We start from the raw sequence: 13,361 nt of genomic DNA on the forward strand, positions 1-13,361 counted from the left end.
TAGGCACATGTCCAACGTTCCCAGCGAGAGCATTCTCACGCGCTTTCGCCCCCAGGTTGCCACCTGGTTTCAGGAAGTCTTCGAAGCCCCAACCGCAGTGCAAGAGCAAGCGTGGAGCCACATTTCCGCTGGTGAACACGCGCTCGTGGTGGCCCCCACCGGCTCGGGTAAAACGCTGGCAGCCTTTCTGTGGGCGCTCAATGGTTTAGTAGAAGCCCCCGGGCAGACGGCGTTGCCGACGGGTCACGCTGCGTCGAAAAGCAAAGAAGACGGCGCCGGGGTGAAGGTGCTGTACATATCGCCGCTGAAGGCGCTGGGTGTGGACGTGGAGAACAATCTTCGTGCGCCGCTGAATGGCATTAATCATGTGGCTGCGAGGCTCGGGTTGGATCATGCGGACATTACCGTGGGGGTGCGCAGTGGTGACACCCCGCAGGCGGAGCGTTCGCGCCAGGTGCGCAGGCCACCGGACATTCTGATTACCACGCCCGAGTCGGCGTACCTGATGCTCACGTCCAAAGCTGGCGGGATTCTCAAGAGCGTGGAAACGGTCATCATCGACGAGATCCACGCCCTCGCTGGTACTAAGCGCGGCGTGCACCTCGCACTCACCCTGGAGCGCCTGGAGCGCACGGCTGAGCAACCGATTCAACGCATCGGACTTTCGGCGACGGTGCGGCCTTTGGATACGGTTGCGAAGTTCTTGGGTGGCGATCGGCCAGTGCAGATCGTTGATCCGCCCTTGGAAAAGCGCTGGCAACTCGACGTGCACGTGCCGGTGGATGACATGTCGGACCTGCCCACACCTGAACCTGGATCCACCATCGGTGAGGCGACCATTGATGACCCGCTGGGGTTGATGTCGCCTCTGGACGAAGCGCCTGGCGGCGAACCCGGTGGAGTTGGCGACGGGCTTGAAGATGGCGCCGAGGCGGCGGCGATGAACCAAGAATCTGCTTTGCCGCAACAAGGTTCCATCTGGCCATTTATTGAACAAGAAGTGTTCGATGAAGTGATGGCGCACCGCTCCACCTTGGTGTTCGTCAATTCCAGGCGCACGGCGGAGCGGCTGACTAGCAGGCTCAATGAGCTGCATGCGATGCAGCACGCGCCGGAAACCTTATCGCCGCAGTTGCGGCGCACCCCCGCGCAGTTGATGAAGGCGAGTGACGTGGCAGGCCAAGCGCCGCCGGTGATCGCCCGGGCGCACCACGGTTCTGTGTCCAAGGATGAGCGTGCTCTGACAGAAACGATGCTCAAAGAGGGTGCGCTCAAGGCCGTGGTGGCCACGAGTTCGCTGGAGTTGGGTATCGATATGGGTGCCGTTGAGCTGGTGATTCAGGTGGAATCGCCGCCCTCGGTGGCGAGCGGCTTGCAGCGAGTGGGCCGCGCCGGGCACGTGGTGGGTGCTGTGTCGAAGGGATCGTTTTATCCCAAGCATCGCTCGGATCTGGTGCAGTCGGCGGTGACGGTGCGGCGCATGCGCGAGGGCTTGATTGAGGAGCTGAGTGTCCCCATGAATCCTCTTGACGTCTTGGTCCAGCAGACGGTGGCGGCGGTGTCGATGGAAGACCTCGATGTTGATGAGTGGTACGCCACGGTGCTGCGCTCCTACCCCTACCGCGATCTGGCGCGCGAAGTGTTTAACGCGGTGATTGACTTAGCCAGTGGCGTGTACCCTTCAACCGATTTCGCAGAGTTACGCCCGCGCATCACGTTTGATCGCATCACCGGCGTGATGTCGGCGCGCCCAGGTGCTCAGCGCGTGGCGGTGACCTCGGGTGGAACGATTCCGGATCGTGGCATGTTCGGTGTGTTCCTAGTGGGCGGCGAAGGTGTGCCGCGGCGCGTGGGCGAGCTGGACGAGGAAATGGTGTACGAGTCCCGCGTGGGCGACATTTTCACGCTCGGCGCCTCCAGTTGGCGGATCGAGGAGATCACCCGCGATCAAGTGCTCGTGACCCCCGCCCCTGGTCACACCGGGCGTTTGCCGTTTTGGTCCGGCGACCAAGCCGGGCGCCCAGCAGAACTCGGCGCGGCATTGGGAGCTTTTCGACGCCACGTGCTCGCAAACCCTGAGGAACTTGACGGCATCGGCCTGGACGAACGCGCCCGACGCAACTTGGTGGCGTTTTTGCAAGAGCAGCGCGAGGCCACGGGCATCGTGCCTGACGAGCAAACCCTGGTCTTAGAACGCTTCCGCGATGAATTAGGCGATTGGCGCGTGGTGCTCCACACCCCATATGGTCGCGGCGTCAATGCGGCGTGGGCACTGGCGGTGGGCGCGCGGATTGCCCAAGAAACGGGCATGGACGCCCAAGCGGTGAGTTCCGATGATGGCATTGTCCTGCGGCTACCGGAGGCTGAGCAAGAGCCCTCGGCGTCTGTATTCGTGGTGGATCCGGACGAGATTGAGGACATTGTTGCCGAGCAGGTGGGCAACTCGGCGCTGTTTGCCTCCCGTTTCCGCGAATGCGCCGCCCGCGCCTTGCTGTTGCCCCGCAAGAACCCAGGGAAGCGGGCGCCTTTGTGGCAGCAGCGTCAACGAGCAGCGCAATTGCTAGATGTGGCGCGGAAGTATCCGTCCTTCCCAATCATCCTGGAAACGGTGCGCGAGTGCCTCAAGGACGTCTACGATCTGCCCGCGCTGCAATCCTTGTTGCGAGCGATTGCACTGCGCAAGGTCCGGATTGCGGAGGTCACCACGCAGCAACCAAGCCCCTTCGCTTCTTCAATTCTGTTTAACTACACCGGCGCCTTCATGTACGAGGGCGATTCGCCGCTGGCAGAAAAGCGCGCGGCTGCACTGGCGCTCGACCCAGCCTTGCTGGCGAAGCTCTTAGGCACCGTTGAGCTCAGGAATCTATTGGATCCTGAAATCATCACAGAGGTAGATGAGCGCCTGCGCCGCGTTGCCCCCGACCGTCAGGCGCGAACCCCCGAGGAGCTTGCCGACGCCCTCCGCGTCCTCGGCCCCGTGCCAGTCGAGCAACTTTCCACCATCGCGATCTTTGGGGATTCTCCGGATGATGTACACGCCCAAGCCATCGCTGCGCTGGGTGATCGTGTGATGACGCTGCGTATTGCTGGTGTTCCTCACCTTGCGCAGGTGTTGGATGCCCCCTTGCTGCGAGACGCGTTGGGAGTGCCCGTGCCACCTGGGGTAGCCGCGCAGGTAGAAACCATTCCCGATGCCCTAGAGCAATTAGTGGCCAGGTGGTCGCGCACCCGTGGCCCCTTCGTGCTGGGTGATCTGCAGCGAGCATTTGGCTTGGCGGCGGGCGTGGCGCACACGGTGTTGGGCGCCTTCGAGGCCGATGGCCGACTTGTCACGGGGCATTTCCGCCAGGGCATCGATGAGTCTGAGTATGTGGCTCCGGAGGTGCTCAAGACCATCCGCTCGCGTTCTTTGGCGGCAGCGCGTGCAGAAACCCAGCCGGTAAGCCCCAGCGCCTATGGGCGCTTCCTGCCTGCCTGGCAGCAAGTAGCCACCATGGGTACACGCCCCGAGGCCATGGGGGCCGATGGTGTGTTTGCCGTGATCGAACAACTCGCCGGTGTGCGCCTTCCGGCCTCGGCGTGGGAAACGCTGGTGTTACCGCAGCGTGTGCGCAACTATTCACCACTGGACTTAGACGAGCTCACCGCCTCCGGTGAGGTACTCGTGGTGGGCGCGGGAAGCGCTGGGGCAGCGGATCCTTGGGTGATGTTGTTGCCGAGTGACTATGCAGCAGAGCTCATGCCAGAGCCGGCAGAAATGGAACTAAGCCACTTACAAACCCAGTTGCTCGAAGTAATGCGCCACGGCGGTAGCTTCTTATTTGCGGCGTTACGTGAGGAAGTCAGTGGTGAGGATCTAGGGCTGGTCACGGGCACGGCCACGGACCTGGAGATCCGCGAGGCCCTCTGGGGTTTGTTCGAGGCAGGCTTAGTATCTCCCGATAGCTTCACCCCGATCCGCGCGCGCCTTGCTGCAGCAGGAGGTGGTGGCAAGGCATCGCACCGCGCACGGCGTACACCGAATCGTTCCCGCTTACGCATGGGCCGCACCAGCTTTGCCCAGGCGCAAAGGGCTGGCCAACCGGAGGATATGAAAGGCCGTTGGGCCATGGCGCCGCAGGCCAATTCCGATGCCACCGCCCGTTCAGTAGCTCACGGCGAGGCTTGGTTGGATCGCTATGGTGTGGTCACCCGCGGCAGCGTGGTGGCAGAAGATGTCTTGGGTGGCTTTGCGCTGGCCTACCGCGTGCTCACGCGCTTTGAAGAGTCCGGTAAAGCCATGCGCGGCTACATTATCGAAGGCCTCGGCGGCGCACAGTTTTCTACCCCTGCGGTGATTGATTGGTTGCGCGGGCTTGGTGATACCCCAGATGTTGAAGGCTGGCCCAGTGGCACCAAGGAACCAGCCGTGGTGGTACTTGCCGCCTGCGATCCCGCCAATCCCTATGGTGCGGCATTGCCGTGGCCAGAGGTGCAGGGAACACTTAGCAGATCAGCCGGTGCGGTTGTGGTGCTTATCGACGGCCTCCTTGCAGCCCACCTCACCCGTGGCGGAAAAACGCTCACGCTCTTAGATCCTCCGCCAGGTATTAGCCAAGAAGTATTCGCACAATTGGTGGTGCAAGCATTAAGCCAGGCGGTAGGCCAGAACATGCTCAGCCGCTTGGTTATTGAGAAGGTCAATGGCGAAGCAGCACTGACAGGCGGGTATGTGGAGCTCATGCGCGGTGCCGGGGCATCGATTACCCCGCGCGGTATCCGCATTGCCGGCCAACCCGTGGATACGGGCTCGGGTGCAAGACGCGGCCGTGATTTAAGCAGCGCGCTTGAAGATGTGCCCTTCAATGGCCAGACCGGTGTGAACCCCGATGGCAGCGTGGGGGAGAAGGGCCTAAATCCCTTCCGCGACCGCGGGCCGAAGCGCGGAGGGTACGGCTCTGGGGGTTGGCGGCGCTAGTCGTGCATCACCGCCTGCCACTTGGCGGCCAGGGTGTCGATATTTTCGTGCGCATTCAGCCCACTTGGCTGAGGCACGACCCACAGCGGCACATGGGCAGGCCAGCCGGGAATCAGCGAGGTATCTTGCTTGCCCAGCTTTGCCTTGCGCAGCCCGAAGGCCGTGCGAAACGCGGTGATGCCGGCAACGGCCACGCGCTTGGGTTCAAGCTCGCACACTAAATCAATCACGCGGCGGGCCCCGCGGATAAGCTCCTGCTTTTCTAGTTCGTCGGCGCGAGCCGTGGCGCGGGCAACCAGGTTAGTAATGCCGATGCGAAGCTCGCGCAAGCGTTGCTCGTCGCTATCGCTCATGCCAGCTGAGCAGTCCACCACAGGGCTGATAATGCCCGCGCGATCAAGCGAGGGCCAAAAGCGGTTGCCGGGGTGAGCGAAGGGGGCGTTGACGGCGGCCGTCCACAAACCGGGGTTCACACCAACGATCAGAAGCTCTAATTGCGGCGCGCCGGGTTCCGGTAGGCGGTCGTTGACAGGATGGTCATAGAATCCGGGAAGCTCATCGCGGGTAGGGCGCCTGCCGCCGAGCGGGGATGGGTGCGTGGTGCTCATGCCAACAAGTCATACACTGTTGGGCATGCCAGAGGGTGATTCCGTCTATCAACTATCCAGGCGCATGCAGTTCATGCAAGGCCGCGAGGTGCTTGGCACCAGCATCCGCGTGCCCAATTTCGCCCTGGCCAATTTTGATGGGCGCATCGTGGATCGCGTGTGGCCTTATGGCAAACACCTCTTTATGCAGTTCGGCCCGGAGATCTTGCACACGCACCTGAAAATGGAAGGCACCTGGGCGGTGCACCTCAAGGGTGATAAGTGGCGCAAGCCAGGCTTTAGTGCGCGCGTAGTGTTAGAGCTCGAAGGTGCCCCGCAGCCGCGCCCCATCGAGGTGGTAGGCCACGATTTAGGCATGGTGCGGGTGTATCCCACCAGCGAATACCACAACCAGATCGGCCACCTTGGCCCTGATGTGTTAGGCGATGCTTGGTTGGAAGGCGGCGAAGAAGAAGCGCGCCGGCGGATGCTCGCGCAACCTGATCGAGCCATCGGTTTGGCCTTGTTGGATCAGAAAATTCTCGCCGGTGTGGGCAATGAGTACCGCGCGGAGATCTGTTTTATTTGCGGGGTGCATCCCGCCGAGCGAGTGCGATACGTGGACGTGGATCGGATCCTTCAGGTTACGCGCAATCTGATGTGGGACAACCGACTTTCACCCATTCGCGTATCCACCGGGGTGCGCCGCGCAGGCGAAACCTCCTATGTGTTTGGGCGCAATCACAAGCCCTGCAGGCGTTGCGGCAGCCTGATTGAAAAATCTTCGCTTGTCGACGACCCACGTGCCGAACTTGAGCGCATCATCTGGTGGTGCCCGCACTGCCAGCCCCTGCGCGGGAACTAGGCCGCGCTAAGGCAGCAGCTAGCGCGGCAGCCCCTTGATCGCATCAAAGGCAGTCAGTGCCCTGGCGCGCGATTCGCGTAGATCCACCACAGGGGTGTGAGCCATCCAGTCGGGTGCCCAGCGGTTGACGTACTTGCCGTTGGCGTCGAACTTCTTTTGCTGCGTTTCTGGGTTAAAGATGCGGAAATAGGGTGAGGCGTCCGCGCCACAGCCGGCCACCCATTGCCAGTTAAAAGGGTTGCTGGCCTCGTCGGCATCCAGCAGGGTATCCCAGAACCATTGCTCGCCAAGGCGCCAGTCGATCATCATGTTCTTTACCAGTAAGGAAGCTGCGGCCATGCGCACGCGATTGTGCATGGTGCCGGTGCGCCAAAGTTCGCGCAGGCCTGCGTCGACAAGCCCAAACCCCGTCTTGCCCTGCTGCCACAGTGTCAAGCCCTCTGGGTCGTGCTCCCACACCATCGCATCGAAGCGGCGATCAAGGCCGCAGGTGGCAAGATCGGGGTGGCGATAGAGCGTATGCCAGGCGAATTCGCGCCAACCCAGCTCGGAGAGGAATACCCGTGCGCCCTCGGAATCGTGCGCGGGGTGCTCGGCCACGGCGTGCCAGACTTCGCGGGGGCTGATCTCACCAAAACGCAGGTGCGGGGAAAGCTTGGAGGTGTGGCCCAACGCAGGAACATCACGGCCATCGGCATATTCGTCGATGGTGTGGTCTAAGAAATCCTCCAAGGCTTCGAAGGCGCCCGCCGCGCCGGGTTGCCAGTGCTGGGCAAATTCATGCGGCCAGGTTGGCAGCGGCAGGATCTGATCCAATGAGGCTGTGGGAAATTCGCTCGGGGTGCCACCAAGGGGATCGGGGGCATCTTTGGGGTAGGCGGGGGCAGGTTGTTCGCGGCATGCCCGCCAGAAGGGGGTAAAGACCTTATAGGGATCGCCCTGCTTATTGGCGATATTCCATGGCTCAAAAAGCAGGTGGCCAGGAAAAGAACTCGCCTGGATGCCTTCGTGGTGGAGGTGCTGTTTGATATCGGCGTCGATGGCCCGCGAAGCACCGTAGCGGCGATTCCAGAACACCGCGGAGGCCTGGATTTCTTTCGCAATCGCGGGGATTGCCTCGCGTGCGGCACCTGTGCGGAAGATGAGTTGAATGCCGAGTGCTCTAAGCTCTGCGTGCAAGGCTTTGAGGCTGTGGTGGAGCCACCACTTGGACGCTCCGCCGAGGGGGCGTATCTCAGGGGAGTGCTCATCGAGCAGATAGACCGCCACCACTTCCTCGGCAGATTCGCAGGCAGCGAGCAGCGCCAGGTTGTCTTGGACTCGAAGATCATCTCTGAACCACAGCAATGCTCCCATGGCAGAAAGTGTAGGGCAGGTGCCCATCACACTTCGAGCGACACCTGGGATGCTGCTGGGCTATCGGCAAAAAACGGGCTACTGAGGCTCGGGGCTTACGGTGAGGGGGATGGCGCTGAGGCAGGCAATGATTGAACCACCAGCAACAGTTAAGAAACCGAAGATGTTGATGGTGGTGGGGGCATTGAAGATGTAGAAGGAAGTAACACCAAGGATCACTGACAGCATCGAGATGGTGTGGATGATCGCCACAGGGCGGCTGCGCTGGCGGTGTCTACGCATTGCAGCGATGCTCAGAGCGGCAATGAGCAGCACCGCGACATAAAAGATGGCGGGAAACCACTGCGAGGTTATGGAGGTAGATGGCTTGGAAATAAGCGCATATACAAACGTCCCGAGTAGCAGGGCAAGCAGCGCGATGGATGCGATCAGGGGAGTGAATTTGGAGTTCATGGCATGCACCTTCTTCGCTTGCGGTTGCTCCTCACGTTATCGCTGGCTTCAACGCCGCAGCAATGCCTAGACCCTGAAGGAGGGTAGTAAACGTGCAGTAGCTTCTGCGATGCTGCAAAACTCCCGGATGTGGGCGGTGGTCTGGATCAAGCAAAAAAGAAACGCCGCCGAGGCGTCTTGTAACCTCGGCAGCGAGACGAGTGCAACGTGGCACCAGCATCAGGGGCAGGTGATGAGTATTCGCCTTAGCCCCAAAGCCCCAGCGCCTTGCCGATGAAGTAGATGGCCACACCAGATCCCACCAGGATGAGGATGAGCAAGAGCACGAAGACGAGGATCGCGCCGATGATGTAGGCCTTGGCCTCCTTGCGCTTTGCCTCTGGGCTGGCGATGGCCTCTTCCAGCAGGCGCAGGTTGCGCTTATTGGCCTTAAAACCGAAGTCAAAGGCCTGGCCGATGAAAGGGATCGCGCCGATGATCATATCCACCATGATCATCAACCCCATGCGCAGCAGCACAATGATTGGCACGCGATAGCGGATCGCGTCGGCCACAATGCCCATCGCCACCAACGCACCGGCGACCGCGCCGACACCTGGCACCAGGCCCATCACCGGATCGAGCCCGAAGCGCCGCTGCGTACCGGGCACCTTAATGGAATCGTCCATCACATGGGCGATCTTGCTGCTAATGGTGTTTGGCTTTTGAGCTGGTTGGGACACGGATCGAGGCCTTTCACGGGGTAAGAAAAATTTTTACTCAGGGGAGGATACCCGAGTTCGGAGATTTTCAGACATTTTGTGCCCACGCTTTTCGACGCCACGCTATGGTATCAACCAACGCCACTAGTCCATGCCGTCCAAGAGGAGTTCCAAGGGATGCTGCCAACAAAAACTATTCATCAGTCTCTTTCCTAAGGCCGCGTTTGTTGGAAGTGCAGCCATCAATGGGCTTGTCCGCCTTTTCTCATCTTCTCGAATCCGGATTACGGCAGTGACCACGTAGCAATTAATAGCGGAACCGATTCTGTCAGCTCATCGACCCTCAACGCGTCGGCTGAGCGCCCCTGTGGCGTGCACCTCAAGGCTGTTGAAACGAAGATTCTGACGCATCTGCCCAAGCTCTGTGCGGAGATGGCTGGCGATTCAGGGATAATCCACCCTATGAACAAGTGGATGCCCACCGCATTACTGTTGCTCCTCGCGCAATTGGTCGCAGTCTTTGCGCTCGACGGCAGCGCTTCCTACACAATGTGTGTTGGCGCAGTGCTGATGCTTACAGCACTGACCTTTGCATGGGCGCCTCAGCAAGCCCGGCGTGTGCTACTGGTCGGCAATGATTCTGTTCGCGGGCTTCGTCGCCGCCTGATTGGATGCCACGCTTGCGAAGGTGTTCGTCTCGGTGGCGCTGTTTGTAATCACCGCCTGGTCAACCGCAGGCGACCGCTAGGCATCCTTGACGATGTGTAACAAGCGGCATTAAAAGCAAAAGGCTACGAGGGATCCCTCATTCCTAGTATCGACGATTGAGGGTCAAATTGACTTTTGCGGTCATTCTTTAAAATTTCGACAATATTTTGGCACAAATAGTGCGATTTCAAATTCCAGAGTTTAATATTGAGTTGTGTTACTTGCGATTCGGGTTTCTAACTACAAGAGTTTTGCTGGCGAGGCTATTCTCGACCTGCAAAAATCCTCCTTCCATAGAACCCGCCCTCCGGAGGGGCGGGAATGGGACGATGTAGTGCATCCATTAGCCGGAGTGTTTGGCCCGAATGCTTCTGGAAAATCGAACCTTATCGAACCCCTGAGTGTCGCAAAGTGGATCGTTATGGATTCGGTGAGGGATCCGGACTCGACCAAGACGCTTAGGCAGCCGCATGCCTGCCACACTGAGAAAGCGTCGAGTTTCGCATTCGACTACTTAGGTGCTGATCCGGTCAATCCGGAAAGATCCATCAGGTACCGCTGGTCTTTAGAGCTAGATGATTCAGGCATTGTGGCGGAAATTCTCGAGGCGGCCACCACGTCTCGTTGGCGAGTAGTATTCGAGCGAAGCCGTGAACAAATCAAGTTTGGCGGTTCTTCAGAAATTCCGAAGGCGTCTCAAAAAAGTATTGAGGCACTGCTACTGCCCTGGGCGAGTGTGCTTTCCGCCTGGGGAAGTGTGAGAGATCAAGGTTCTTTATCGAGCGCCCGTGACTTTTGGTTCGATCTTCAGCCAATTCGGGTTGGGCAGTCGTCCGGACCAGACCAGTTAGGAGCCTTTCGCCCTGGATGGCCTGTACGGACGGAAACTGTAGCTAGTTGGTTCCAGGATCCTGCTCGGCTCGCTATCGGAATGAAACTGCTTCGTGTTGCTGATGTTGGTATCACGGGTGTGCGAGTGGAGGAACATCAAGCACCTGTTGAGTTAGTCGAAAAGATTGAACGCGTGAATCGTGTTGCCGCAGCGATCCTTGCAGGCGAAGAGCCGACTCCTGACCTCTTAGCGGAGACCGAGATGACGGACGCGGACAGGAAGAAGCTCAGGTCGCTTTCATTACGATTCACACACGGGGAGCATCACGGCGAAAAATTCGAGCTGGATCGTTCGGCGGAATCTACAGGTACACTTTGGTGGCTCGAGCTTACTATCCCTTTACTAGAAGCCCTTGCAACTGGCTCGACGGTCGTTGTAGATGAATTCGCATATGGTCTTCACCCGGTACTGAGTGATCACTTAGTCAGCATGTTTGCGGATCCGAACCTTAATAGGTACGGCGCGCAGTTACTGTTCACATCACATGATTTCATAGTCCTTGATTCACAATCTGAGACAGCTATGGATAATGATTACGTGTGGCTTGTTGAAAAGCACCGTGGCGAGTCTGAGCTGATTCATCTTTCAGACTTTCCGGTCAAGGAAAACCACAATCGACGCAAGCGTTATCTCACAGGTAAGTACGGTGCACTGCCGCAACCTGGTTATCTTGCCCCCTCGGATATTTTCAAGCTGCGCTCTCTACTCACATCATCCAAGATGGGAAGCGTTAAGCAATAATGTGCGAGGTGTGTAATGGGTAAGCTTCGGCGAAGTCGCAGGGTGCGAGAGGAACGATTCACCGTTCTACTCTTGTGTCAAGGGGTGAGAACTGAACACGATTATTTCCGGAGGCTTGTTAGCGATAAACGTATTCCGGGGGTTCGTGTTCAATCGGACCCCCTAGATCCAGCGAGACTCGTACACAAGGCAATTCAGCTAAACCGTGACGAAACTTATGACGCGGTGTTTGTGATTGTCGACAAAGATGAATTTCTGCCGGAGAACCTGAGGGAAGCTAGACGGAAATGTGAAGCTGCCTCTAAACCTGCATCCAAAAAGGGGGTCGGGGGTGTTCAGTACCGTTTGGTGGTGACTATTCCGTGCTTTGAAGCTTGGCTGACTGCGCATGTTGAGGAAGTGCGCTCTCCATACACCGTGCAGCAGGTGCAGCGAAAAGCAGCCGAACTCCGCCTGGTCGATGCTCGCAAGAAGAAATACCTCGCGGAAGATTTTCCATTACACAACTGGCAAATTGCGCGTAGAAATCTTCCAGAAGTTAGCTACGGACAATTCGATTTGAGCGCGGGAACAAGTGTCGGACACCTGGTGTGGTATCTGCAGGAAGTTGTCCATTCAAACCTCGACAATCGAGCCAAAGTGGAGAAGATCGACGAAAACGGTTCTGGAGCGCCTCGCCCGAAGTGAGCGGTGGGGTGAGGGGTCCCGTTTTCCGGGCCAGAGCCACCTAGTGATGAATCAAAAAGCTAAGCGACAGCTGTGGTCACGAATCCTGAGGCGGGCCAGCTAACAATCAATTATTCCGGCGTTCCTATCGAGCTGCCAGAGCATTGCTCAATTCTTGGGGCACGATCACAGCATGATCGCATTTGATACCAAGGTGCTTGACGCAAAGTCGGCGCGAACCGGACTCTCCGCCGGGTTTGTGCTCATTGCCTTGGTGCTGTGCGCGTGGATGTACTGGTTGGCGGGGAACGCTCACGCCGCTGGGGCAGGTGGGTTGGCTGGGCCTGGATTCGGTGGAGGTGATCCTGCTCGTCCTCGCCGCAATTGCGCTGCTGACGTCTTTGCGCTTGGCCAGAGTGGTGCTGTCTGCACTTGGCGGTGTTGTGTTACTCGACGCGATGAGTGAGGGCCTGGATCAAGCGCTCGGGCTCTGGTTCGTGGAATTGCCGTTTGCCGCATTTTGCCTGTGGTATGCCCAACGCCTTCATGCCCAACTGAATACCTAGGGGTGGGGTAGCCCCCGTCAGGTGCGAACTACCCTACGAGCTTTTACTATGAAAAGAAAAAGCCCCGAGAGGAGCCTTCAATGGGTATCTCAGAACTTTGGCAGCTGGTGGATCGTCCGCGACCTTCGGCTCGCAGCGTGAAGTGGCTCTACCTGCTGTGTGCCCTCATCATTGGTGGGGCAATGGCGTATGTGGGGATGCGATGGGAAGACATTCCCTCGCGGGTGCCCACCCACTGGGGCGTAGACGGGCCAGATGATTTTGCGCCGAAATCGATCAGCGCTGTTTTTATGGGCAGCTTCGTCTTTATCGGCACCATTGTGCTCATGGTGGTGGTGACCGGGTTTGCCACCTACGCAATGAAGCAAAATGAATCCGAAGCACACCCCGTCGACCGTCGCCTGCAAAGTGCACTCAACCGGGTGCTGACAGCCAAAATGATTGCCTATATCAGCCTTGCACTAGCGCTTATAACCGCGGTGATTCAAGTGTGTTCGGCGCTGCCCCAGTACCAGCACGTGATGGATGGGATGGGACTGTTCATTGGCGTCATGATTCTCGTGCTGGTGGTGCTGGTGCTGTTGCTGTGGTGGGCCAGTGCGCAAACGCGAGGTCTGCAACAGGCAATCGAGAAGGCCCAGCAAGCCGGGAGGATGCCACAGGGTGCTGAGGTAGAAGGCGTGAATGACCACTACAAGTTCGGGCTTTTCTACTACAACCCCGAGGATCCGCGCATAACAGTTGAGCGTCGCTTTGGCATCGGCATCGACTTCAACTATGCGCACTGGCAGGGCAAGCTATTTGCCGCCATCATCATTGGCACCGTGGTGGCGTGCGTTGCGTTGCCCTTCTTGCTGAGTTAGCAAACA

At 58.8% G+C, this 13,361-nt stretch carries 11 protein-coding genes; 7 read left to right on the plus strand and 4 right to left on the minus strand.

Annotation, left to right across the window (positions count from 1 at the left end; all coding sequences use genetic code 11):
• The first annotated feature begins 7 nt into the window (after positions 1–7).
• The gene (locus CGERO_RS03325; protein WP_123933465.1) at positions 8–4,957 is read left to right on the plus strand and encodes an Lhr family ATP-dependent helicase; all 4,950 of its coding nucleotides are present in this window, start codon (positions 8–10) and stop codon (positions 4,955–4,957) included.
• Here CGERO_RS03325 and CGERO_RS03330 read toward each other — a convergent pair.
• Entirely contained in the window at positions 4,954–5,565 is a 612-nt protein-coding gene (locus CGERO_RS03330; RefSeq protein WP_123933466.1) for a mismatch-specific DNA-glycosylase, read from the minus strand. The genes CGERO_RS03325 and CGERO_RS03330 overlap by 4 nt on opposite strands.
• Positions 5,566–5,590: 25 nt before the next feature.
• Here CGERO_RS03330 and CGERO_RS03335 point away from each other — a divergent pair, with 25 nt between their 5' ends.
• On the plus strand, positions 5,591–6,409 hold the full coding sequence (locus CGERO_RS03335) for a DNA-formamidopyrimidine glycosylase family protein (protein WP_123933467.1): 819 nt from the start codon (positions 5,591–5,593) through the stop codon (positions 6,407–6,409).
• An 18-nt stretch (positions 6,410–6,427) separates the two neighbouring features.
• Here CGERO_RS03335 and CGERO_RS03340 read toward each other — a convergent pair whose 3' ends face one another.
• From CGERO_RS03340 to CGERO_RS03350, 3 genes are all read right to left on the minus strand, one after another.
• A complete protein-coding gene (locus CGERO_RS03340; RefSeq protein WP_123933468.1) occupies positions 6,428–7,765 on the minus strand; it encodes a cryptochrome/photolyase family protein in 1,338 nt (445 codons plus the stop codon).
• 78 nt (positions 7,766–7,843) lie between these two features.
• Positions 7,844–8,218, minus strand: coding sequence for a hypothetical protein (locus tag CGERO_RS03345; protein WP_123933469.1), 375 nt, complete (start codon positions 8,216–8,218; stop codon positions 7,844–7,846).
• Between the two features lie 245 nt (positions 8,219–8,463).
• Complete coding sequence (locus tag CGERO_RS03350) at positions 8,464–8,940, minus strand: DUF4112 domain-containing protein (protein ID WP_123933470.1); 477 nt, start codon at positions 8,938–8,940, stop codon at positions 8,464–8,466.
• A 441-nt stretch (positions 8,941–9,381) separates the two neighbouring features.
• On the opposite strand from CGERO_RS03350, the gene CGERO_RS03355 reads away from it, so the two are divergent.
• The 5 genes from CGERO_RS03355 (at position 9,382) to CGERO_RS03375 (ending at position 13,355) form a co-directional block, all read left to right on the plus strand.
• Positions 9,382–9,687 carry a hypothetical protein gene (locus CGERO_RS03355; protein WP_123933471.1) on the plus strand — a complete coding sequence of 102 codons (306 nt, stop codon included), beginning with the start codon at positions 9,382–9,384 and terminating at the stop codon, positions 9,685–9,687.
• 154 nt (positions 9,688–9,841) lie between these two features.
• Positions 9,842–11,260 carry an AAA family ATPase gene (locus CGERO_RS03360; protein ID WP_123933472.1) on the plus strand — a complete coding sequence of 473 codons (1,419 nt, stop codon included), beginning with the start codon at positions 9,842–9,844 and terminating at the stop codon, positions 11,258–11,260.
• 15 nt (positions 11,261–11,275) lie between these two features.
• Positions 11,276–11,947, plus strand: a complete 672-nt coding sequence (locus CGERO_RS03365) for an RloB family protein (protein WP_123933473.1) — start codon at positions 11,276–11,278, stop codon at positions 11,945–11,947.
• Positions 11,948–12,144: 197 nt separating this feature from the next.
• The gene (locus tag CGERO_RS03370) at positions 12,145–12,492 is read left to right on the plus strand and encodes a hypothetical protein (protein ID WP_123933474.1); all 348 of its coding nucleotides are present in this window, start codon (positions 12,145–12,147) and stop codon (positions 12,490–12,492) included.
• Between the two features lie 80 nt (positions 12,493–12,572).
• Positions 12,573–13,355 (plus strand): DUF5808 domain-containing protein, encoded by a 783-nt coding sequence (locus CGERO_RS03375; protein ID WP_123933475.1) that lies wholly within the window; start codon positions 12,573–12,575, stop codon positions 13,353–13,355.
• The last annotated feature ends 6 nt before the right edge of the window (positions 13,356–13,361 follow it).

Origin of the sequence: Corynebacterium gerontici (assembly GCF_003813985.1) — a bacterium.
In the GTDB taxonomy this organism is placed as follows: Bacteria; Actinomycetota; Actinomycetes; order Mycobacteriales; family Mycobacteriaceae; genus Corynebacterium; species Corynebacterium gerontici.